The organism is Pseudomonas sp. Pdm06 (genome assembly GCF_014851795.1).
Lineage (GTDB): Bacteria > Pseudomonadota > Gammaproteobacteria > Pseudomonadales > Pseudomonadaceae > Aquipseudomonas > Aquipseudomonas fluorescens_AA.
This window is the reverse complement of the sequence record NZ_JACVAH010000015.1, coordinates 160,387-182,156: the sequence shown is the minus strand read 5'-3', so window position 1 is coordinate 182,156 and position 21,770 is coordinate 160,387. Positions and strand designations below refer to the sequence as shown.

Sequence of the window (21,770 nt, the reverse complement as noted above, 5' to 3'; positions counted from 1 at the left end):
CAACTTGTTTTAGTAGGAATCACACTCGGTGCCGGGTTATTATTTTTTCAAGATCAATGCTCTACGCTGTTTATCGATAGCCATAGGCATTTAGAAAAGGATTTTTATGAAACGCACCCTCATCGCCTTCCTGTCATTGATCGTCACCGCGATCATCGTCGCGGGCGGCTACCTCTACAGCAAGCAGCCCACCCGCCAGGGCACGATGCAGGTGCAAGGGCTCCAGGGCTCGGTGACGGTGCGCTACGACGAACGTGGCGTGCCGCATATCCGCGCCGAGAACGAAACCGACCTGTACCGCGCCCTCGGCTATGTCCATGCCCAGGACCGGCTGTTCCAGATGGAGATCATGCGTCGTCTCGCCCGGGGCGAACTGGCCGAGGTGCTGGGACCGAAGCTGCTGGACACCGACAAACTGATGCGCAGCCTGCGTATCCGCGAGCGCGCCGCGGCCTATGTGACCGAACAAGACCCGCAATCCCCGGCCTGGGTCGCCATGCAGGCCTACCTGGACGGCATCAACGCCTACCAGGACAGCCACACCCGGCCCGTGGAGTTCGATGTGCTGGGCATTCCCAAGCGCCCCTTTACGGCTGAAGACACCGTGAGCATTACCGGCTACATGGCCTACAGCTTCGCGGCGGCGTTCCGAACCGAACCGCTGCTGACCTATGTGCGCGATCAACTGGGCGCCGATTACCTGAACATCTTCGACCTCGACTGGCAGCCCCAGGGCGTGCTGGCCGAAGGTCCCAAGCGCGGCCTGGCCCTGGCCGCCGCCGACTGGAAAGACCTCAATGCCCTGGCCCGCCTGAGCGAACAGGCCCTGGCGGAAAACAGCCTGCCGCAGTTCGAGGGCAGTAACGCCTGGGCGCTCGCTGGCAGCCGTACCCACAGCGGCAAGCCGTTGCTGGCGGGCGACCCACATATCCGTTTTTCCACGCCGTCGGTGTGGTACGAGGCGCACCTGTCCGCGCCGGGTTTCGAACTCTACGGGCACTATCAGGCCTTGATGCCCTTTGCGACGCTGGGCATGAACAAGGATTTCGGCTGGAGCATCACCATGTTCCAGAACGACGACCTGGACCTGATCGCCGAGAAGGTCAACCCGGACAATCCCGAGCAGGTCTGGTATCGCGGCCAATGGGTGGACATGACCCGCAGCGAACAGCAGATCGCGGTCAAGGGCCAGGCACCGGTGACGCTGGTGCTGCGCCAGTCGCCCCACGGCCCGATCGTCAACGATGCCCTCGGTGCGAACGCCGGCAAGACCCCGGTCGCCATGTGGTGGGGGTTCCTGGAAAGTCGCAACCCGATCCTCGACGCCTTTTACCAGCTCAACCGCGCCGATACCCTGGCCAAGGCCCGTGGCGCCTCGGCCCAGATCCACGCGCCGGGGCTGAACGTGGTGTGGGCCAACGCCAAGGGCGATATCGGTTGGTGGGCCGCCGCGCAACTGCCCAAGCGCCCCGCCGGCGTGAAACCCGCGTTCATCCTCGATGGCAGCAGCCCGGAGTCGGAAAAGGAAGGCTTCTACCCGTTCAGCAGCAACCCCCAGGAAGAGAACCCGGCACGGGGCTACATCGTCTCGGCCAACTTTCAGCCGGTGCCGGCCAGCGGCATCGAGATCCCGGGCTACTACAACCCCGCCGACCGCGGCCAGCAACTCAACCAGCAGCTCAGCGACAAGCAGGCGAAATGGGACATCCAAACCACCCAGAAGCTGCAACTGGGCACCACCACCGCCTACGGCCCTCGCGTGCTCGCGCCGTTGTTGCCGGTGCTGCGTGAAGTGGTCAGCGACCCGCAGGAACGCAAATGGGTGGAACAACTGGCCCAATGGCCGGGCGATTACCCGCTGGACTCCATCAACGCCACGCTGTTCAACCAGTTCCTGTTCAACCTGGCCGACGCCGCCCTGCACGATGAACTGGGTGACGGATTCTTCGACACCGCGCTGTCGACCCGGGTGATCGACGCGGCCCTGCCACGCCTGGCGGCATCGAAGGATTCACCGTGGTGGGATGACCGCACGACGCTGGGCACGGAAACCCGTGCAGACACGGTGAGCGTCGCCTGGAAGAAAAGCCTGGCGCACCTGCGGGCCACCCTGGGCGACGATGCCACGCAATGGCAATGGGGCAAGGCTCACACCCTGACCCATGGTCATCCGCTGGGTCAGCAAAAGCCGCTGGACCGTGTCTTCAACGTTGGGCCATTTGCGGCCCCTGGTACCCATGAAGTGCCCAACAACCTCTCCGCCAGAATCGGCCCGGCGCCGTGGCCGGTGACCTACGGGCCTTCGACCCGGCGCATCATCGACTTCGCCGACCCCAGCCATAGCGTCACCATCAACCCCGTCGGCCAGAGCGGCGTGCCGTTCGACAAGCATTACGAGGATCAGGCCGAGGCGTACATCGAAGGGGTCTATTACCAGGCGCACCTGGCCGAGGAAGAAGTGGTCGCCAATACCCGCACGACCCTGAAGCTGTTGCCGGCCCGGGCGCCCTGAACCGTGCGTGCAGATCTTTTTCATCACTGAACCGGGCTCGATCGTCACGGATGGTCAAGACTACAGGGGCCCACTTCCCCGCCTCTCTCACAGGAGTCAACGCTATGTTCAATAACTGGTCCGAACTGCTGCCCACCATCAAGAGCGCCTTTGGCGCCCTGGGCAAGAGCAATCCGAAGATGGTCAAGGCCTACATGGCCCTGGACGAAGCCGCGGCTGAAAACAACGTGCTCGATGCCAAGACCCGCGAGCTGATCTCCATCGCCGTGGCCATCACCACCCGCTGCGACGGCTGCATTGGCGTACACACCGACGCCGCCATCAAGGCCGGCGCCACCCGCGAAGAAATCGCCGCCACCCTGGCCACCGCCGTGTCATTGAATGCCGGCGCGGCGTACATCTATTCCCTGCGAGCCCTGGAGGCCCATGACGCGCTGAAGAAATGAGCGGCGATAACTGAACCGCTATCGCGAGCAAGCTCGCTCCCACATTGGATTGGGGTCTGTCCCCCGGATTTGTGGGCAACAAAAAGACCTGTGGGAGCGGGCTTGCTCGCGAAGGCGGACTGACATTCAACATCTTCGTCGACTGTCACATCGCTTTCGCGAGCAAGCTCGTTCCCAAAATGGGCTCTGCGTTCGGCTGCGGATTTGTAGGCGCCCCAAAAACTGTGGGAGCGAGCTTGCTCGCGAAGGCGGACTGACATTCAACATCTTCGTCGACTGTCACATCGCTTTCGCGAGCAAGCCCGCTCCCACAATGGGATCTGCGTTCGGCTGCGGATTTGTAGGCGCCCCAAAAAACTGTGGGAGCGGGCTTGCTCGCGAAGGCGTACTGACATTCAACATCTTCGTCGACTGTCTCACCGCTATCGCGAGCAAGCCCGCTCCCACAATGGGCTCTGCGTTCGGCTGCGGATTTGTAGGCGCCCCAAAAACTGTGGGAGCGAGCTTGCTCGCGAAGGCGGACTGACATTCAACATCTTCGTCGACTGTCTCACCGCTATCGCGAGCAAGCCCGCTCCCACAATGGGATCTGCGTTCGACTGCGGATTTGTAGGCGACCCAAAAAACTGTGGGAGCGGGCTTGCTCGCGAAGGCGGACTGACATTCAACCTTTTCGTCGACTGTCTCACCGCTATCGCGAGCAAGCTCGCTCCCACAATGGGATCTGCGTTCGGCTGCGGATTGGTAGGCGACCCAAAAAACTGTGGGAGCGGGCTTGCTCGCGAAGGCGGACTGACATTCAACCTTTTCGTCGACTGTCTCACCGCTATCGCGAGCAAGCCCGCTCCCACAATGGGCTCTGCGTTCGACTGCGGATTTGTAGGCGCCCCAAAAAACTGTGGGAGCGGGCTTGCTCGCGAAGGCGTACTGACATTCAACATCTTCGTCGACTGTCTCACCGCTATCGCGAGCAAGCTCGCTCCCACAGGTAGAGCTGCGTCGGGTTAGACCGGTGCGGTCTCGGCCCGGCGGACTTCCGGTTGTTTCCAGGAGTCGGCGGCGCTTTCTTCGATGGCTTGCTGGATCGCGCGCTTGCGATTCTCTTCGGCGCGGCGGCTGAAGTACCAGACCAGGAAGGTCACCAGCGACACCGCCAGCAGGATCAGGCTCGCCACGGCGTTGATTTCCGGTTTTACCCCCAGGCGCACGGCCGAGAATACTTCCATCGGCAAGGTGGTCGAACCGGGACCGGAGACGAAGCTCGCCAGCACCAGGTCATCCAGGGACAACGCGAAGGACATCATGCCCCCCGCCGCCAGCGACGGCGCGATCATCGGGATGGTGATCAAAAAGAACACCTTCCACGGCCGGGCACCCAGGTCCATGGCTGCCTCTTCGATGGACAGGTCCAACTCACGCAAGCGTGCCGAGACCACCACCGCCACATAGGCCGCGCAGAACGTGGTGTGGGCGATCCAGATCGTGACGATGCCACGCTCCTGGGGCCAGCCAATCATTTGCGCCATGGCGACGAACAGCAGCAACAGCGACAGGCCGGTGATGACTTCCGGCATCACCAGCGGCGCGGTGACCAGGCCGCCGAACAACGTGCGGCCCTTGAAGTGAGTGATGCGGGTCAACACGAAGGCCGCCAGCGTCCCCAGGGCCACCGCGGCAATCGCCGTGTAGCAGGCGATTTCCAGCGAGCGCACCACCGAGCCCATCAGCTGACTGTTGTCCAGCAGGCCGACGTACCACTTGATCGACCAGCCGCCCCACACCGTCACCAGTTTCGAGGCGTTGAACGAATAGATCACCAGGATCAGCATCGGTGCGTAGATGAACAGCAAACCCAGCACCAGCATCAGGCTTGAAAAACTGAAGCGCTTCATTCCTTGCCCTCCATTTCTTTGGCCTGACTGCGGTTGAACAGGATGATGGGCACGATCAGGATCGCCAGCATCACCACCGCCAGGGCGGATGCCACCGGCCAGTCTCGGTTATTGAAGAATTCCTGCCACAGCACTTTGCCGATCATCAGGGTTTCCGGGCCGCCCAGCAGCTCCGGGATCACGAACTCGCCCACCACGGGGATGAACACCAGCATGCAGCCGGCGACGATGCCGTTCTTGGACAGCGGCACGGTGATTTTCCAGAAGCTGTTGAAGGTGCTCGACCCCAGGTCCGACGCGGCTTCCAACAGGCTGGCGTCATGTTTCACCAGGTTGGCGTACAACGGCAGGATCATGAACGGCAGATAGGAGTAGACGACCCCGATATACACCGCCAGGTTGGTGTTGAGGATCTGCAGCGGTTCGCTGATCCAACCCATGCTCAGCAAAAAGCCGTTGAGCAAGCCGTTGTTGCTGAGGATGCCCATCCACGCGTAGACGCGGATCAGGATCGCGGTCCAGGTCGGCATCATGATCAGCAGCACCAGCACCGTCTGCATCTCTTTGCGGGCATTGGCGATGCCATAGGCCATCGGGTAGCCGATCAGCAGGCACAAGACCGTGCTGATCAGGGCCATCTTCAGCGAGCCGAGGTAGGCGGCGATGTACAACTCGTCCTCGCTCAGCATCGCGTAGTTGGCGAGGTTGAGCAGCACCTGCAGCTTCTGGTCGACGTAGCTGTAGATCTCGGTGTACGGCGGGATGGCCACGTCGGCTTCGGCAAAGCTGATCTTCAGGACGATGAAGAACGGCAGCATGAAGAACAGGAACAGCCAGATGAAGGGCACCCCGATGACCAGTTGGCGGCCACCGGGCGTTATTCGATCGAGTCGGCGTTTGAGTTTGCGCATGTTCATGAGCGAAGTACCACGCCGCTGTCGTCTTCCCACCAGACGAACACCTGGTCGCCCCAGGTCGGGCGCTGGCCACGGCGTTCGGCGTTGGCGACGAAGGACTGCACCAGCTTGCCGCTCGGCAGCTCGACGTAGAACACCGAGTGGCCGCCCAGGTAGGCGATGTCATGGACCTTGCCGCTGGACCAGTTGTGCTCGCAGGTCGGCGGCTCGGAAGTGACCAGCAGTTTTTCCGGGCGAATGGCGTAGGTCACGGACTTGTCCTGCACCGAGGTGCTGATGCCGTGGCCGACGTAGATGTTGCGGTCCAGGTCCTTGCAGGTCAGCACCGCGTGGCCTTCGGCGTCGTCCACCACTTCGGTCTCGAAGATGTTGACGTTGCCGATGAACTCGCAGACCAGCCGGCTGGTCGGGGTCTCGTAGATGTCGATCGGGCTGCCGATCTGGGCGATCCAGCCCAGGTGCATGATCGCGATACGTTCGGCCATGGTCATGGCCTCTTCCTGATCGTGGGTCACCATGACGCAGGTCACGCCAACCCGCTCGATGATCTCCACCAACTCCAACTGCATCTGCGAGCGCAGTTTCTTATCCAGCGCGCCCATCGGCTCGTCGAGCAACAACAGCTTCGGCCGCTTGGCCAGGGAACGGGCCAGGGCCACACGCTGGCGCTGGCCGCCGGAGAGCTGGTGCGGCTTGCGCTTGGCGTACTGGCTCATCTGCACCAGCTTGAGCATCTCCGCTACGCGGGCATCGATCTCGGCCTTCGGGATCTTGTCCTGTTGCAGGCCGAAAGCGATGTTCTGCGCCACGGTCATGTGCGGGAACAGGGCGTAGGACTGGAACATCATGTTGATCGGCCGCTCATAGGGCGGCATGTCGGTGATGTCCACACCGTCGAGGAAAATCCGCCCCTCGGTGGGCCGCTCGAAACCGGCCAGCATGCGCAGCAAGGTGGATTTGCCCGATCCCGAACCGCCGAGCAAGGCGAAGATCTCGCCTTTCTTGATCTCCAGGGACACATCGTCCACGGCAATCGTCTCGTCGAACTTCTTCGTGACCCGGTCGATTTTGACCAGCACCTGCTTGGGTGTCTGGTCGCCCTCGAGGGCTTTCTTATAGGCGCCGGAGGCAACTGCCATTTACGAAACTCCCACAGAATTTGCAGTTCGCCCCACGCGGACGAACAAGAGTGTTGAGGTTATTTACCCGACTTGACCTTGGTCCAGCTGCGGGTCATGAGTCGTTGGATCTTGGGCGGCAACTCGGAGTTGACGTAGAGCTTGTCGACGACCGCCTGCGGTGGATAAACCGCTTCATCGGTGCGTACTTTCTGATCCATCAGTTCGCCAGCCTTCGGGTTCGGGTTGGCATAACCGACAACGTCGCTGACCTGGGCGATGACCTCAGGCTTGAGCACATAGTTGATGAAGGCATGCGCTTGCTTGACGTTGGTGGCGTCGCGCGGGATCGCCAGCATGTCGAACCAGAGATTGCCGCCTTCCTTGGGAATCACGTAGGCGATGTTGACGCCCTTGCCGGCCTCGCTGGCACGAGCACGGGCCTGGAAGATGTCGCCGGAGAAACCGGCCGCCACGCAGATCTCGCCATTGGCCAGGTCGGAGATGTACTTGGAGGAATTGAAATAGGTCACGTAAGGCCGGATCTTGAGCAGCTGCGCCTCGGCCTTCTTGTAATCTTCGGGGTCTTCGCTGTTGGGGTTCAGGCCCAGGTAATTGAGCATCGCCGGGATCATTTCGTCGCCCGAGTCGAGGAACGAAACACCGCAGCTGGACAGCTTCTTGATGTTTTCCGGTTCGAACAGCATGGCCCACGAATCGATCTTCTCGACGCCCAGGACCGCCTTGATCTTCTCGACGTTATAGCCGATGCCGTTGGTGCCCCAGAGGTAAGGCACGGCGTACTGGTTGCCCGGGTCGTTCTTTTCCAGGCGCTTGAGCAGCGCAGGGTCGAGGTTGGCGTAGTTGGGCAACTGCGCCTTGTCGAGTTTCTGGAACGCCCCGGCCTTGATCTGCTTGCCCAGGAAGTGGTTGGACGGCACGACCACGTCGTAACCGGTACGTCCGGCCAGCAACTTGCCTTCCAGGGTTTCGTTGGAGTCGAACACGTCATACACCGGCTTGATGCCAGTGGCTTTTTCGAAATCCGCCAGGGTGGTCTCGCCGATGTAGTCCGACCAATTATAAATATGCACGGTGGAAGCGGCCTGGACACTGACGGCGAGCGTCAGGCCGGCGCCGACCAGCAAGGCGTTGCGTAACAAAGAAAAGACTGGCACGTGGAGGTCCTCTTAAATAGTTGGGCCCAAGTTGCCCCCGTTACTTGGCCACGATGGACCCTGCAACAAAACCGGCGCGCAACTTACCCTCGATAAACCGATCCAGCAAAACTTTTAGTTATTGAGCTGCTCCTGTTGCCGCCGCGGCGATGCCAGCGACAACAGGAGGATGCTTCAGACCGGCTTATTTACCGGATTTGATCTTGGTCCAGCTGCGGGTCAGGATCCGCTGAGTCGCGGGCGGCAGATCGCTGATGGCGTACAGCTTGGCCTTCACTTCGTCCGATGGGTAAATGCTCGGGTCACCGGAGATTTCCTTGTCCACCAACGCGGTGGCGGCCTTGTTGCCGTTAGGGAAACGCACGTTGTCGGTGATCTGCGCCATGATTTCCGGCTGCATGATGAAGTTCATCCATTTATAAGCGGCCTCGACATTTTCGGCATCCTTGGGAATGGCGACCATGTCGTAGAACGAACCGGCACCTTCCTTGGGAATGGTGTAGGCCACTTTCACTTTGCCGCCAGCCTCGGCAGCACGGCTCTTGGATTGCTCGATATCACCCGAGTAGCCCACGGCGACGCAGATGTTGCCGTTGGCCAGGTCGGAAATGTACTTGGAGGAATGGAAGTAACCGATCGATGGACGCAACTTGAGGAACAGTGCTTCGGCCTCGGCCAGTTGTTTCTTGTCCTGGCTGTCGGTCGGGTAGCCAAGGTAATGCAGGGCCACCGGAATCATTTCGGTTGGCGAATCGAGGAAGCTCACGCCGCAGCTCTTGAGCTTGGCGATGTTCTCGGGCTTGAGCAGGGTGTCCCAGGAATCGATCTTGTCGACGCCCAATGCGGCCTTGACCTTCTCGGGGTTGTAACCGATGCCGATGGTGCCCCACATGTAAGGGAAGGCGTGTTTGTTGCCCTGGTCGCTGGCATCGCCGACAGCCTTGAGCAGGTCGGTGTCCAGGTTCTTCCAGTTCGGCAGCTTGGACTTGTCCAGCTCCTGGTAGACGCCGGCCTTGATCTGCTTGGCCAGGAAGTTGTTCGACGGCACCACGATGTCATAACCGGACTTGCCGGCCAGCAACTTGGCTTCCAGGGTTTCGTTGCTGTCGAACACGTCGTAGACGACTTTGATCCCCGTTTCTTTCTCGAACTTGGCGACGGTGTCCGGCGCAATGTAGTCGGACCAGTTGTAGACATGCAGCACTTTGTCGTCCGCCTGGACGGCGCCCGCCATCACGCCCATCAGTGACATGGCGAGGAGGGTCTTGCCAGCTATCTTCATACCTAATGCCTTCATGGATTGATGCTCCAGTTATTCTTTTTAGCCACGTTCAGTAGCCGGCTCGCGGGCAACTTGAACAGTCGGTAGTCTGGCAAGTTACAGGGCAGGCTTTCAACACAAGCCCAGCCTTTTGTTCACGCTGGGCGAGGCCTGTACCGGCACCTCGCTCAGAGCCTAGCACTTAGCCCTGCAACGCACTGAGCGTCAGGTCCAGGCACTGCCGCGCCTTGGTCACCAATTCATCGATCTCGGCCTTGCTGATCACCAGCGGCGGCGCAATGATCATGGTGTCGCCCACCGCGCGCATGATCAGCCCGTTATCGAAGCAGAACTGCCGGCAGATCATGCCCACGCCCTTGCCTTCGTAGCGTTTGCGCGTGGCCTTGTCCTGGACCAGCTCGATCGCCCCCAGCAAACCGACCCCGCGTACTTCACCCACCAGCGGATGATCGTTCAGTTCCCGCAAACGCTTCTGCAAATAGGGTGCCGTTTCGCTGTGGACACGCTCGATGATCTTCTCGTCGCGCAGGATGCGGATGTTTTCCAGGGCCACCGCCGCGGCCACCGGGTGACCGGAGTAGGTAAACCCGTGGTTGAAGTCACCGCCTTCGTTGAGCACCGCGACCACGTCGTCGCGCACGATCAGCCCACCCATGGGGATATAGCCGGAGGTCAGGCCCTTGGCGATGGTCATCATGTGCGGTTTCAACCCGTAATGGTCGGTACCGAACCACTCACCGGTGCGGCCGAAGCCACAGATCACTTCGTCGGCCACGAACAGAATGTCGTACTTGGCGAGGATTTCCTTCATGCGCGGCCAGTAGCTGTCCGGCGGCACGATCACGCCACCGGCGCCCTGGATCGGCTCGGCGATGAAGGCCCCGACGTTGTCCACGCCGATCTCCAGGATCTTTTCTTCCAACTGGTTGGCCGCCCACACGCCGAATTCTTCGGGGCTCATGTCGCCGCCTTCACCGAACCAGTAAGGCTGGGCGATGTGGACAATGCCCGGGATCGGCAGGTCGCCCTGCTCGTGCATGTAGGTCATGCCGCCCAGGCTCGCGCCCGCGACGGTCGAACCGTGATAACCGTTCTTGCGGCTGATGATGACTTTCTTGTTCGGCTGGCCCTTGATCGCCCAATAGTGGCGGACCATGCGCAGCATGGTGTCGTTGCCCTCGGAGCCGGAGCCGGTGAAGAACACGTGGTTCATGCCTTCAGGGGCGATGTCGGCGATGGCTTTGGACAATTCCAGCACCGGCGGGTGGGCCGTCTGGAAGAACAGGTTGTAGTACGGCAGTTCACGCATCTGCTGGCTGGCGGCGTCGGCCAGTTCCTCGCGGCCATAACCGACGGCCACACACCAAAGGCCGGCCATGCCGTCGAGGATCTTGTTGCCTTCACTGTCCCAGAGGTAGACGCCCTTGGCGTGGGTGATGATGCGCGGGCCTTTCTCTTTGAGCTGCTTGAAATCGCTGAACGGCGCCAAGTGATGATCGTTGCTCAGGGCCTGCCATTCACGGGTTTGCGGGTTATTGCGGGTCATGCGAATTCTCCTGTTATCGGTGGGGGCGAAGCTGCCTGAAGCAGCCTCGCCCGGCGCTTCAGACGGCAAAGAGCAGGAATTCCCGCTCCCACGAACTGATGACGCGCTTGAAGTTTTCATGCTCGGCCCGCTTGACCGCGACGTAGCCTGTGATGAATTTCTTGCCCAGGTATTTCTCGATGGTGGTGCTGTTTTCCATGCGTTCCAGGGCGTCTTCGATGGTCAGCGGCAAACGCAGGTTGCGGCGTTCGTAGCCACGGCCCACCACCGGCGCGCTCGGATCGATGCCTTCGACCATGCCGATGAAGCCACACAGCAGGCTGGCGGCAATCGCCAGGTACGGGTTGGCGTCGGCGCCCGGCAAACGGTTTTCCACCCGACGGTTCTGCGGCCCGGCATCCGGCACGCGCAGGCCCACGGTGCGGTTCTCTTCGCCCCACTCAACGTTCACCGGTGCCGAGGTGTCCGGCAGGAAGCGGCGGAACGAGTTGACGTTGGGGGCGAACAGCGGCAACAGCTCGGGGATGAACTTCTGCAAGCCACCGATGTGGTGCAGGAACAGATCGCTCATGGTCCCGTCTTCATTGGAGAAGACGTTCTTGCCGGTTTCCTTGTCGATGATGCTCTGGTGCAGGTGCATCGCGCTGCCCGGCTCGCCGGTCATGGGCTTGGCCATGAAGGTGGCGGCCACGTCGTGCTTGAGTGCCGCCTCGCGCATGGTGCGCTTGAACACCAGGATCTGGTCGGCCAGGGACAGGGCATCGCCGTGACGGAAATTGATTTCCATCTGCGCCGTGCCGTCCTCGTGGATCAGGGTATCGAGGTCCAGCTCCTGCAGTTCGCACCAGTCGTAGACGTCTTCGAACAGCGGATCGAATTCGTTGGCCGCTTCGATCGAGAAAGACTGGCGACCGGTTTCCGGGCGGCCGGAGCGGCCAATGGGCGGTTGCAGCGGGAAGTCCGGGTCGTCGCTGCGCTTGGTCAGGTAGAACTCCATTTCCGGCGCGACGATAGGCTGCCAACCTTTGTCGGCATAGAGCTTGAGCACTTTCTTGAGCACGTTGCGCGGCGACAGCTCGATGGGGTTGCCCTGCTTGTCGTAGGCGTCGTGGATGACCTGGGCGGTGGGCTCGATGGCCCAGGGCACAAGGAACACGGCGTTCTCGTCCGGGCGGCAGATCATGTCGATGTCAGCCGGGTCGAGCAGTTCGTAATAGATGTCGTCTTCGACATAGTCGCCCGTAACGGTCTGGAGCAGAACGCTCTCGGGCAGGCGCATGCCTTTCTCGGCGATGAACTTGTTGGTCGGCGAGATCTTGCCCCGGGTGATACCGGTCAGGTCGCCAATCATGCATTCGACTTCTGTGATCTTGTGGTCTTTCAACCAATCGGTGAGCTGGTCGAGGTTGTTACTCATAAATGCCTCTAGGCGTGAGTTTCCTGACTGCTATTAGTTGTCAGGCGTTGTTTGACGCATCTGCGTCGCGTTGTGTTGCCCTTGCTCGGCAGGCATCGCCAAATGCCTGGAAAATCGCAAGGTAGTGCGGGTTAGAGCTTACCTCCCATTCAGGGTGCCATTGCACACCTAAAGCAAAAGCCTTGCCTTCTGGCACCGAAACGGCCTCGATCAGGCCATCCGGCGCCACCGCTTCGGCCCGCAGCCCAGGCGCCAGGCGCTCGATGCCCTGGCTGTGGATCGAGTTGACCTCAATCGACTGGGGCAGCCCCAGGCCTGCCAGTATGCCGCCAGGCTGGATGTGCACGGCGTGGGCAGGACCGTATTGGACCTCCACCGCTTGAGTATCGTCTTCACGATGATCGATGAACGTTCCGACTTCATGAACTTTCTGATGCAGGCTGCCGCCAAAGGCTACGTTCATCTCCTGGAAACCACGACAAATGCCCAGCACCGGGACGCCCGCCTCGACAGCGGCGCGGAACAGCGGCAGGGTGGTGGCGTCCCGTGCAGGATCATGGGCAGTGCCTGGCGCGCTGGCTGGGCCCTGATAATGAAAAGGTTCTACATTGGAAGGAGAGCCGGTCAGAAGAATGCCGTCCAGGGCGTCCAGAATATCGGACGGCGGGAACAGATCCGCCAGGGACGGGACCAGCACTGGCAAGCCCTTGGCGGCTGTCGCGACAGCCCGGGCATATTTATCGCCGCTGGTGTGATAAGCATGCAGACCCATCTGCCTGGAGCAGGTGGTGACGCCGATTAACGGCAGGCGAGACATGAAGCACCCCGGTATTATTGCTGTTATGGGTTTGAATCGAGCTTAGCCTTGTTCATTTTTTTACACAACACCCCCGTAAAAAATACAACACGGCCCGCTCAAGCCTGCGGGCGCCAAGGCCCCTAAAGGGAAAAAAACGCCCTAAATTGCCTCAAAAAAGCCCTGCAGGTGCTTTTTTAGGGCAAAAAAGGCCCTGCTTGACTTCGGCATGCCGTTCGGGTTGACTGGCTTTCGAAGAGATCAATGATTGATATTTTTAACAACAAAGGTGTTGCATCATGTCGGTACCCCCGCGTGCCGTTCAGCTTAACGAAGCGAACGCGTTCCTTAAGGAACATCCTGAGGTTCTGTACGTTGACCTTCTGATTGCGGATATGAATGGTGTGGTGCGCGGCAAGCGCATAGAACGCACCAGCCTCCACAAGGTTTACGAGAAAGGCATCAACCTGCCGGCCTCTTTATTTGCTCTGGATATCAATGGCTCTACGGTGGAAAGCACCGGCCTGGGCCTGGACATCGGTGATGCTGACCGGATCTGTTATCCAATTCCTGACACCCTGTGCAACGAGCCTTGGCAGAAGCGCCCGACTGCGCAACTGTTGATGACCATGCACGAACTCGAAGGCGAACCTTTCTTCGCCGATCCCCGTGAAGTCCTGCGCCAAGTCGTGACCAAGTTCGATGAACTGGGCCTGACCATCTGCGCCGCATTCGAGCTGGAGTTCTACCTGATCGACCAGGAGAACGTGAATGGACGCCCACAACCGCCTCGCTCGCCGATTTCCGGCAAACGCCCGCATTCGACCCAGGTCTACCTGATCGATGACCTCGACGAATACGTCGATTGCCTCCAGGACATTCTGGAAGGGGCCAAGGAGCAAGGCATTCCTGCCGACGCCATCGTCAAGGAAAGTGCCCCGGCGCAGTTCGAAGTGAACCTGCACCACGTGGCCGATCCGATCAAGGCTTGCGACTATGCGGTCCTGCTCAAGCGCCTGATCAAGAACATCGCCTACGACCATGAAATGGACACCACCTTCATGGCCAAGCCGTATCCGGGCCAGGCGGGCAATGGGTTGCACGTCCACATTTCGATTCTGGATAAAGACGGCAAGAATATCTTTGCCAGCGAGGATCCCGAGCAGAACGCCGCACTGCGTCACGCGATCGGCGGTGTGCTCGAGACCCTGCCCGCGCAGATGGCTTTCCTCTGCCCGAACGTCAACTCCTACCGTCGTTTCGGCGCACAGTTCTACGTGCCGAACTCGCCGACCTGGGGCCTGGACAACCGCACCGTGGCCCTGCGCGTGCCGACCGGCTCGGCCGATGCCGTGCGCCTGGAACACCGCGTCGCCGGCGCCGATGCCAACCCCTACCTGCTGATGGCGGCCGTGTTGGCGGGCGTGCACCATGGCCTGGTCAACAAGATCGAGCCCGGTGCGCCGGTGGAAGGCAACAGCTACGAGCAAAACGAGCAAAGCCTGCCGAACAACTTGCGCGATGCCCTGCGCGAGCTTGACGACAGTGAAGTCATGGCCAAGTACATCGATCCGAAATACATCGATATCTTCGTGGCCTGCAAGGAGAGTGAGCTGGAGGAGTTCGAACACTCCATCTCCGACCTCGAGTACAACTGGTACCTGCATACCGTGTAAGCAGTTGCGGTAAAAAAGAAACGCCGCAGGCCTTCGGGGCTGCGGCGTTTTTTTGTATTTGAAGGGATGGCCGCCTTCGGCGGATCGCGAGCAAGCTCAGCTCCCACAGGGGGCTTTGTGATCGTTTGGTCTGATTCACTGAGTATTGCTCTGTGGGAGCAAGGCTTGCCCGCGATGAGGGCCGGGAAGACAACACCGGACCCGACTCGTACAATGCCCGGCAGCCCCGCAGGAGAGCTTCATGACACGCATCGCCACACCCCGCAAACCCCGCGCACGCAGCCAGGCCCGGATCGACACCATTCTCGATGCCGCCCGTACGCTGCTTGCCGCCGAAGGCGTGGCCAGCCTGTCGATCTACAGCGTCGCCGAGCGCGCCGGGATCCCGCCCTCTTCCGTGTACCACTTCTTCGCCAGCGTCCCGGCACTGCTCGAAGCCCTGACCGCCGACGTCCACGCCGCTTTTCGCGCTGGCCTGCAAGCACCGATCGATCATGCAGCGCTGAACCATTGGCACGACCTGTCACGGCTGGTGGAACAGCGCATGCTCGCCATCTACAACCAGGACGCCGCCGCTCGCCAACTGATCCTGGCCCAGCACGGCCTGACCGAAGTCACCCAGGCCGACCGCCAACACGACCTCGAGCTGAGTGACTTGATGCACAAGGTGTTCGACCACCACTTCGCCCTGCCGCCCCTGCCCGGCGACGTCGATGTGTTCGCCCTGGCCATGGAGCTGGGCGATCGCGTCTACGCCCGCTCGATACAGCAGCACGGCCAGATCACCCCACGCATGGCCGAAGAAGGCATGCGGGTGTTCGATGCGTACCTGGGGCTGTACCTGCCGCCGTATTTGCCCAAGCGTGAAACCATCCGGTGATGACAGCCACTGTCAGTTGACCCGTGGGAGCAAAGCTTGCTCGCGATAGCGGTGGTCCAGCCGATACGGTTTTCAACGGTCATGCCCAATCGCGAGCAAGCTTTGCTCCCACAGATTTCTGCGCCGCTTGGTCCTTGACTGACCGGCACTACGCTATAGAAAAGCCCCGAAGGGCTCACGCCGTCCGGGGCTGTGGGTGAAGCATCGTTCACAACTTGGCGATAGACACCTCGGTGGATTTGACGAAGGCGATCACTTCGCTGCCGATCGCCAGCTCCAGCTCCTTGACCGAGCGGGTGGTGATGACCGACGTGACGATGCCGGAAGCGGTCTGCACGTCGATTTCCGACAGTACGTCGCCTTCGACGATTTCCTTGATGGTGCCTTTGAACTGGTTGCGTACGTTGATGGCTTTGATAGTCATGGTGTCGATTCCTGTCTGGATGAAGTTATTGCGCCCAACGCAACTGCGTGGGCAAGGGTGAAACGGGTTCGGGGTCCGGCGGTTGGCCGGGCAAGGACAGCACACGGTTGAGGACTTCGGTTTCCAGGCTCGCCAGGCGATGAGAGCCGCGAGCCCGTGGACGCGGCAGGTCGATGGCCAGGTCGAGGCCGATCTGGCCGTCCTCGATCAGGATCACCCGATCGGCAATCGCCACCGCTTCGCTGACGTCGTGGGTCACCAGCAACACCGTGAAGCCGTGCTGCCGCCAGAGGTTTTCGATCAGTTGCTGCATCTCGATACGGGTCAGGGCGTCCAGCGCTCCCAAGGGTTCGTCGAGCAGCAACAGCCGGGGCTTATGAATCAATGCGCGGGCCAGGGCCACCCGTTGCTTCTGGCCGCCGGACAGCGCCGCCGGCCACTCATGGGCGCGGTCGGCCAGGCCCACCGCTTCCAGTGCCTGCAACGCTTGCGGGCGCCAATTGCCCTTGAGGCCGAGGCCGACGTTATCGATGATTTTTTTCCAGGGCAGCAAACGTGCCTCCTGGAACATCAGCCGCGTATCTTCCCGCGCATCGCTCAACGACGCCGAACCGGCCAACAGCTGTCCACCGGTGGGCTGATCGAGGCCAGCCAATAAACGCAGCAAGGTACTTTTGCCACAGCCACTGCGACCCACCACGGCCACGAACTGACCGGCCGGAATATGCAGATCGATATCGCGCAAGACCTGGCGCGTGCCGAAGGTTTTTTGCAGCTTGCGCACCGCCAGCGGGATGCCACGCAGCAGATGCGGAGGTTGTTGGGCGGTCATGCCACACCTCCCTTGTTCACTTGGTACGCCGGGTGCCAGCGCAGCCAGACCCGCTCAAGCCCGCGAGCGGCCAGGTCGGCCAATTTGCCCAGCACGGCGTACAGGAGAATCGCCAGCACCACCACATCGGTCTGCAGGAACTCCCGGGCATTCATCGCCAGGTAACCGATGCCGGAGCTGGCCGAGATGGTTTCCGCCACGATCAGCGTCAGCCACATGAAACCCAGGGCAAAGCGCACGCCCACCAGGATCGAAGGCAAGGCACCCGGCAGGATCACCTGGCGAAACAGGCTGAAGCCGGACAAGCCGTAGCTGCGGGACATTTCCACCAGCGCCGGGTCGACGTTGCGAATCCCGTGGTAGGTGTTGAGGTAGATGGGGAACAACGTGCCCAGGGCCACCAGGAAAATCTTCGCCGACTCGTCGATGCCGAACCACAGGATCACCAGCGGAATCAGCGCCAGGTGCGGGACGTTCCTGACCATTTGCACGGAGCTGTCCAGCAGGCGTTCGCCCCATTTCGACAACCCGGTGATGAAGCCCAGGGTCAGGCCGATGCCGCCGCCGATCAGAAAACCGACCGCTGCGCGCCAACCGCTGATCGCCAGGTGTGTCCAGATTTCGCCGCTGCGCACCAGGTTGACCCCGGCTTCGATCACCGCCACCGGTGCCGGCAGGATCCGCGTGGACAACCAGCCAGCCGATACCGACAGTTGCCAGACCGCCAGCAACAGCAGCGGCACCGCCCAGGGCGCAAGGTTGTGGATGATTTTCTTCATGGCCGCCTCAGCTCTGGGACGCGGCTTTGGGCAGAATGTCGTTGGCGACCATTTCACCGAACGGGCTCACATAACCTTGGCTTTTCGGTAGCTCAGGGCGCTCCACGTCCAGGTGCGGGAACAACAGTTCCGCCACGCGATAGGACTCTTCCAGGTGTGGATAACCGGAGAAGATAAAGGTGTCGATGCCCAGGTCAGCGTACTCCTTGACCCGCGCCGCCACGGTCGGGCCATCGCCCACCAGCGCCGTACCGGCACCGCCGCGAACCAGACCGACACCGGCCCAGAGGTTGGGGCTGACTTCCAGCTTGTCGCGACGGCCACCGTGCAGGGCAGCCATGCGTTGTTGGCCCACCGAATCGAAGCGCGCCAGGGAGGCCTGGGCACGGGCGATGGTGTCATCGTCCAGGTGGGAGATCAGCCGGTCGGCCGCCTGCCAGGCTTCGGCGTTGGTTTCCCGCACGATCACATGCAGGCGAATACCGAAGCGCACGGTACGGCCCAGCTTCGCCGCCTTGGCCCGTACCTGGGCGATTTTTTCCGCCACGGCCGCGGGCGGCTCGCCCCAGGTCAGCACCATTTCCACCTGCTCGGCCGCCAGGTCCTGGGCGGCTTCCGACGAGCCGCCGAAATACAGCGGCGGACGCGGTTGCTGGATCGGTGGATAGAGCAGCTTGGCGCCCTTCACACTGATGTGCTCGCCGTCGTAATCCACGGTCTCGCCTTCCAGCACCCGGCGCCAGATACGGGTGAACTCCACTGATGCCTGGTAGCGTTGCTCGTGGTCGAGGAACAGGCCATCGCCGGCGAGTTCGTCCGGGTCACCGCCGGTCACCAGGTTGAACAACGCCCGCCCGCCGGACAACCGGTCGAGGGTCGCGGCCTGACGCGCCGCCACCGTCGGGGAAATGATCCCGGGGCGCAGGGCCACCAGGAATTTCAGGCGCTGGGTCACGGGAATCAACGAAGCGGCCACCAGCCAGGAGTCCTCGCAGGAACGCCCGGTGGGGATCAGCACACCGCCGAAGCCCAGTCGATCCGCCGCCTGGGCGACCTGCTGCAGGTAACCGTGATCGACGGCGCGGGCGCCTTCGGCAGTGCCAAGGTAATGGCCGTCGCCGTGGGTAGGCAGGAACCAGAAAATATTGAGGCTCATGGAGTGGTCTCCTAAAGGAATCGAATTACTGCGCGTTCGCGACGGCCGCCGGCGGCGTCCAGATCACGTCCTTGATGCTCAAGGGCTTGGGAATCAATTTGAGCTGGTAGAAGCTGTCGGCGATTTTCTGTTGTGCCGCCACCACTTCCGGCGTGAGGAACAGCGCCCCGTAGCCTTGGCGCTTCACCGACGTCAGGGTGATGTCCGCCGGCAGGCCGAGCAGCGGCGAGACCTGCTTGGTCACGTCTTCAGGGTTGGCCTTGGACCACTCGCCGACTGCGCGCACTTCCTCCACCAGGGTCGTGATGACCTGCGGGTGCTTCTGCGCATAGGGTTTGGTGGCGAGGTAGAACTGGTGGTTGTCGACGATGCCTTTGCCGTCACGCAGGGTGCGTGCCTGCAACTGTTGCTCGGCGGCAGCCTGGTACGGGTCCCAGATCACCCAGGCGTCCACGCTGCCCCGTTCGAACGCGGCACGGGCGTCGGCCGGCGGCAGGAACACAGTCTGGATATCGGAATACTTGAGGCCGGCGTCTTCCAGCGCCCGCACCAGCAGGTAGTGGACGTTGGAGCCTTTGTTCAGCGCGACCTTCTTGCCCTTCAGGTCTTGCACCGACTGGATGGCCGAGCCCTTGGGCACGAGGATGGCTTCGCTGGTGGGTGCCGGTGGTTCGTAGGCGACATAGAGCAGATCGGCGCCCGCGGCCTGGGCAAACACCGGCGGGGTTTCACCGGTCACGCCAAAGTCGATGGAACCGACGTTCAAGCCTTCCAGCAGCTGCGGGCCGCCGGGGAACTCGGTCCATTGCACGTCCACGCCTTGGGCGGCGAGGCGCTTCTCCAACGACCCCTTGGCCTTGAGCAGCACCAGCGTGCCGTATTTCTGATAACCGATCCGCAAGGTCTCGGCTTGAGCTTGAGCGATGACGCCGAGGGACACAGCCGCAGCAAACAGAGCGACCAGCCCGCGACGCAAAATGACAGTGCGCATGGCGCCTCTCCTTTTTGCTGTGGGGTTTTGGCTGCACCTGCTGGGCCGTTGGCGGCTGAGTAAGGTGAGTTGAATCAGGGTGTTCGGGGTTTAAATGCTCCAGCGAGCACTCAGCAAACGTTCGTTCAATACATTGGGGTCCAGCGGCCTGGGCCGACGGGCCATGGCACTGAAAAACTGTTCCAGCGCCTCGTCCAGACGCTGCTGCAGGGCCGGCGTCAATTGCGCCTGGGCGCTGCCCTCGCCGTAAGCGATCTGGCTGTCTTCGGCAAAGATCCCGTGGAGCATTTCCTGGGCCTTGAGCGCCGACAACACCGGCTTGAGGGCGTAGTCCACCGCCAGCATGTGGGCGATGCTGCCGCCGGTTGCCATCGGCAACACCACTTTATGGGCCAGGGCGCGCTCAGGCAGCAGGTCCAGCACAGTCTTCAGCGCGCCGGAAAAAGACGCCTTGTACACCGGCGTGGCGATCAACAGGCCATCAGCGTTTTCGATCTGCTGGAGCAGGTCGACCACCTTCGGGCTGTCGAAACGGGCATGGAGCAGATCTTCGGCCGGGAAGTCGCGTACCTGATAACTCACCACTTCCACACCTTGCTGCTGCAACCAGCGTTGCGAACGTTCCAGCAGCACCCCTGAGCGGGAGCGTTGGCTGGGACTGCCACCGAGTGAGACGACCAACATGCCTACCCTTCCTTAACTGTCACGTGCGATTCGCGGCGGGCGATCTCGCTGCATGGGTCAAACCATAACAGGGGATTCATATATCTTTAAATCATATTTATTCATTTGGTTATGCAATATAGATATATTCAATATCCTTTCCTTGGCGCAATAAAAAAAGGCCGTCGAAACGGCCAAAACCCTTGGTGCACAGAAAGACCAACCTGTGGGAGCGAGCTTGCTCGCGATGGTGTCGGATCTGCCAGCGTCGATGTCGGCTGATACACCGCTATCGCGAGCAAGCTCGCTCCCACACGTCAGCGATTGGGTTGCGGGGTGAGGCGCAGGTAGGGCTTCACGGCGCGGTAACCCTTGGGAAAGCGCTGCTTGAGTTCCTCTTCATCCTTGAGCGACGGCACGATCACCACTTCATCACCGTCCTGCCAGTTGGCCGGGGTGGCGACTTTGTAGTTGTCGGTCAGCTGCAGGGAATCGATCACCCGCAGGATCTCGTTGAAATTGCGCCCGGTGCTGGCCGGATAGGTGATGGTCAGGCGAATCTTCTTGTTCGGGTCGATCACGAACAGTGAGCGCACGGTCAAGGTGTCGCTGGCGTTGGGGTGGATCAGGTCGTACAGGTCCGACACCTTGCGGTCGGCATCGGCCAGGATCGGAAAATTGACCACGGCGTTCTGAGTCTCGTTGATGTCCTCGATCCACTTGTGGTGCGAGTCCACCGGGTCCACCGAAAGGGCAATGGCCTTGACCCCGCGCTGGGCGAACTCGTCCTTGAGCTTGGCGGTGAGGCCCAACTCGGTGGTGCATACCGGTGTGAAGTCCGCCGGGTGGGAAAACAGCACACCCCAGCTATCGCCGAGCCATTCATGGAAGCGAATCTTGCCGGCGCTGGAATCCTGTTCGAAGTCGGGGGCGATGTCGCCAAGTCTGAGGCTCATGGTGCGGCTCCTGGATGAGGTTGTCGTGAGCCCAACTTTGCACCGATTTCGATTGATTTAAAAAGAATAAATATCCATTTATCTAGATCATTAGTGAATATAAAAAACTGTTCACTGGCGCCATTCCGCCTACCGGCCCAAGATCGTCATCGAGGTTCGAGAAGGCCTCGAGTTGCTGAAAGAGGAGAAGTTTCGAGGAAGGCTACAGGGGTGGGCCCGACTCGAAAAACGTAAAGCCCCGCCCGGCGTGATGCCGGGCGGGGCTTTTTTTGTTTTGTACCCACACTACGGAAATTATTGACGCGATTT

General features: G+C 61.1%; 19 protein-coding genes. 4 read left to right on the top strand and 15 right to left on the bottom strand.

The features are described from left to right. Positions 1-106: 106 nt before the first annotated feature. Positions 107-2,512 carry a penicillin acylase family protein gene (locus IB266_RS23185; RefSeq protein WP_192262616.1) on the top strand — a complete coding sequence of 802 codons (2,406 nt, stop codon included), beginning with the start codon at positions 107-109 and terminating at the stop codon, positions 2,510-2,512. Positions 2,513-2,616: 104 nt separating this feature from the next. Then, the gene (locus IB266_RS23180) at positions 2,617-2,958 is read left to right on the top strand and encodes a carboxymuconolactone decarboxylase family protein (protein WP_014340738.1); all 342 of its coding nucleotides are present in this window, start codon (positions 2,617-2,619) and stop codon (positions 2,956-2,958) included. A 1,004-nt stretch (positions 2,959-3,962) separates the two neighbouring features. Here IB266_RS23180 and IB266_RS23175 read toward each other — a convergent pair. The 8 genes from IB266_RS23175 to IB266_RS23140 form a co-directional block, all read right to left on the bottom strand. After that, positions 3,963-4,850 carry an ABC transporter permease subunit gene (locus IB266_RS23175; protein WP_060740161.1) on the bottom strand — a complete coding sequence of 296 codons (888 nt, stop codon included), beginning with the start codon at positions 4,848-4,850 and terminating at the stop codon, positions 3,963-3,965. Further along, positions 4,847-5,767 carry an ABC transporter permease subunit gene (locus IB266_RS23170; protein ID WP_057449505.1) on the bottom strand — a complete coding sequence of 307 codons (921 nt, stop codon included), beginning with the start codon at positions 5,765-5,767 and terminating at the stop codon, positions 4,847-4,849. Before IB266_RS23170 ends, IB266_RS23175 begins: the two co-directional genes overlap by 4 nt. Next, complete coding sequence (locus IB266_RS23165; protein ID WP_060740159.1) at positions 5,764-6,906, bottom strand: ABC transporter ATP-binding protein; 1,143 nt, start codon at positions 6,904-6,906, stop codon at positions 5,764-5,766. The genes IB266_RS23170 and IB266_RS23165 overlap by 4 nt, the downstream gene beginning before the upstream one ends. Before the next feature lie 59 nt (positions 6,907-6,965). Further along, positions 6,966-8,063, bottom strand: coding sequence for a polyamine ABC transporter substrate-binding protein (locus IB266_RS23160; protein ID WP_072405949.1), 1,098 nt, complete (start codon positions 8,061-8,063; stop codon positions 6,966-6,968). A gap of 184 nt (positions 8,064-8,247) precedes the next feature. Further along, positions 8,248-9,345, bottom strand: a complete 1,098-nt coding sequence (locus IB266_RS23155; RefSeq protein ID WP_060740157.1) for a polyamine ABC transporter substrate-binding protein — start codon at positions 9,343-9,345, stop codon at positions 8,248-8,250. 181 nt (positions 9,346-9,526) lie between these two features. Beyond that, on the bottom strand, positions 9,527-10,891 hold the full coding sequence (locus IB266_RS23150; protein WP_103310517.1) for an aspartate aminotransferase family protein: 1,365 nt from the start codon (positions 10,889-10,891) through the stop codon (positions 9,527-9,529). Between the two features lie 58 nt (positions 10,892-10,949). After that, complete coding sequence (locus tag IB266_RS23145) at positions 10,950-12,308, bottom strand: glutamine synthetase family protein (RefSeq protein WP_060740155.1); 1,359 nt, start codon at positions 12,306-12,308, stop codon at positions 10,950-10,952. 40 nt (positions 12,309-12,348) lie between these two features. Next, positions 12,349-13,125, bottom strand: a complete 777-nt coding sequence (locus tag IB266_RS23140) for a gamma-glutamyl-gamma-aminobutyrate hydrolase family protein (protein ID WP_192262614.1) — start codon at positions 13,123-13,125, stop codon at positions 12,349-12,351. Positions 13,126-13,403: 278 nt separating this feature from the next. Here IB266_RS23140 and IB266_RS23135 point away from each other — a divergent pair, with 278 nt between their 5' ends. Continuing rightward, positions 13,404-14,780 (top strand): glutamine synthetase family protein, encoded by a 1,377-nt coding sequence (locus IB266_RS23135; protein WP_025216023.1) that lies wholly within the window; start codon positions 13,404-13,406, stop codon positions 14,778-14,780. Between the two features lie 241 nt (positions 14,781-15,021). Next, entirely contained in the window at positions 15,022-15,660 is a 639-nt protein-coding gene (locus IB266_RS23130) for a TetR/AcrR family transcriptional regulator (RefSeq protein ID WP_192262612.1), read from the top strand. 208 nt (positions 15,661-15,868) lie between these two features. Here IB266_RS23130 and IB266_RS23125 read toward each other — a convergent pair whose 3' ends face one another. The 7 genes from IB266_RS23125 to IB266_RS23095 form a co-directional block, all read right to left on the bottom strand. After that, complete coding sequence (locus IB266_RS23125; RefSeq protein WP_003177394.1) at positions 15,869-16,084, bottom strand: TOBE domain-containing protein; 216 nt, start codon at positions 16,082-16,084, stop codon at positions 15,869-15,871. Between the two features lie 25 nt (positions 16,085-16,109). After that, positions 16,110-16,916 carry an aliphatic sulfonates ABC transporter ATP-binding protein gene (gene ssuB / locus IB266_RS23120; RefSeq protein ID WP_060740152.1) on the bottom strand — a complete coding sequence of 269 codons (807 nt, stop codon included), beginning with the start codon at positions 16,914-16,916 and terminating at the stop codon, positions 16,110-16,112. Next, complete coding sequence (gene ssuC / locus IB266_RS23115) at positions 16,913-17,695, bottom strand: aliphatic sulfonate ABC transporter permease SsuC (protein ID WP_060740151.1); 783 nt, start codon at positions 17,693-17,695, stop codon at positions 16,913-16,915. Before ssuC ends, ssuB begins: the two co-directional genes overlap by 4 nt. 7 nt (positions 17,696-17,702) lie before the next feature. After that, complete coding sequence (gene ssuD, locus IB266_RS23110) at positions 17,703-18,851, bottom strand: FMNH2-dependent alkanesulfonate monooxygenase (protein ID WP_060740150.1); 1,149 nt, start codon at positions 18,849-18,851, stop codon at positions 17,703-17,705. 25 nt (positions 18,852-18,876) lie between these two features. Further along, complete coding sequence (locus IB266_RS23105; RefSeq protein ID WP_060740149.1) at positions 18,877-19,842, bottom strand: sulfonate ABC transporter substrate-binding protein; 966 nt, start codon at positions 19,840-19,842, stop codon at positions 18,877-18,879. A gap of 90 nt (positions 19,843-19,932) precedes the next feature. Continuing rightward, on the bottom strand, positions 19,933-20,526 hold the full coding sequence (gene ssuE / locus IB266_RS23100) for an NADPH-dependent FMN reductase (protein WP_092203163.1): 594 nt from the start codon (positions 20,524-20,526) through the stop codon (positions 19,933-19,935). 296 nt (positions 20,527-20,822) lie between these two features. Then, entirely contained in the window at positions 20,823-21,461 is a 639-nt protein-coding gene (locus IB266_RS23095; protein ID WP_024617266.1) for a peroxiredoxin, read from the bottom strand. Positions 21,462-21,770: the final 309 nt, after the last annotated feature.

Bases quoted from the DNA above. Each gene is read 5' to 3' on its own strand.
- ssuD (WP_060740150.1), bottom strand. From the start codon at position 18,851: ATGAGCCTCAATATTTTCTGGTTCCTGCCTACCCACGGCGACGGCCAT.
- IB266_RS23145 (WP_060740155.1), bottom strand. From the start codon at position 12,308: ATGAGTAACAACCTCGACCAGCTCACCGATTGGTTGAAAGACCACAAG.
- ssuC (WP_060740151.1), bottom strand. From the start codon at position 17,695: ATGAAGAAAATCATCCACAACCTTGCGCCCTGGGCGGTGCCGCTGCTG.
- IB266_RS23125 (WP_003177394.1), bottom strand. From the start codon at position 16,084: ATGACTATCAAAGCCATCAACGTACGCAACCAGTTCAAAGGCACCATC.
- IB266_RS23185 (WP_192262616.1), top strand. From the start codon at position 107: ATGAAACGCACCCTCATCGCCTTCCTGTCATTGATCGTCACCGCGATC.
- IB266_RS23165 (WP_060740159.1), bottom strand. From the start codon at position 6,906: ATGGCAGTTGCCTCCGGCGCCTATAAGAAAGCCCTCGAGGGCGACCAG.
- IB266_RS23155 (WP_060740157.1), bottom strand. From the start codon at position 9,345: ATGAAGATAGCTGGCAAGACCCTCCTCGCCATGTCACTGATGGGCGTG.
- IB266_RS23135 (WP_025216023.1), top strand. From the start codon at position 13,404: ATGTCGGTACCCCCGCGTGCCGTTCAGCTTAACGAAGCGAACGCGTTC.
- ssuB (WP_060740152.1), bottom strand. From the start codon at position 16,916: ATGACCGCCCAACAACCTCCGCATCTGCTGCGTGGCATCCCGCTGGCG.
- IB266_RS23150 (WP_103310517.1), bottom strand. From the start codon at position 10,891: ATGACCCGCAATAACCCGCAAACCCGTGAATGGCAGGCCCTGAGCAAC.
- IB266_RS23170 (WP_057449505.1), bottom strand. From the start codon at position 5,767: ATGAACATGCGCAAACTCAAACGCCGACTCGATCGAATAACGCCCGGT.
- IB266_RS23130 (WP_192262612.1), top strand. From the start codon at position 15,022: ATGACACGCATCGCCACACCCCGCAAACCCCGCGCACGCAGCCAGGCC.
- IB266_RS23175 (WP_060740161.1), bottom strand. From the start codon at position 4,850: ATGAAGCGCTTCAGTTTTTCAAGCCTGATGCTGGTGCTGGGTTTGCTG.
- IB266_RS23180 (WP_014340738.1), top strand. From the start codon at position 2,617: ATGTTCAATAACTGGTCCGAACTGCTGCCCACCATCAAGAGCGCCTTT.
- IB266_RS23105 (WP_060740149.1), bottom strand. From the start codon at position 19,842: ATGCGCACTGTCATTTTGCGTCGCGGGCTGGTCGCTCTGTTTGCTGCG.
- IB266_RS23095 (WP_024617266.1), bottom strand. From the start codon at position 21,461: ATGAGCCTCAGACTTGGCGACATCGCCCCCGACTTCGAACAGGATTCC.
- ssuE (WP_092203163.1), bottom strand. From the start codon at position 20,526: ATGTTGGTCGTCTCACTCGGTGGCAGTCCCAGCCAACGCTCCCGCTCA.
- IB266_RS23140 (WP_192262614.1), bottom strand. From the start codon at position 13,125: ATGTCTCGCCTGCCGTTAATCGGCGTCACCACCTGCTCCAGGCAGATG.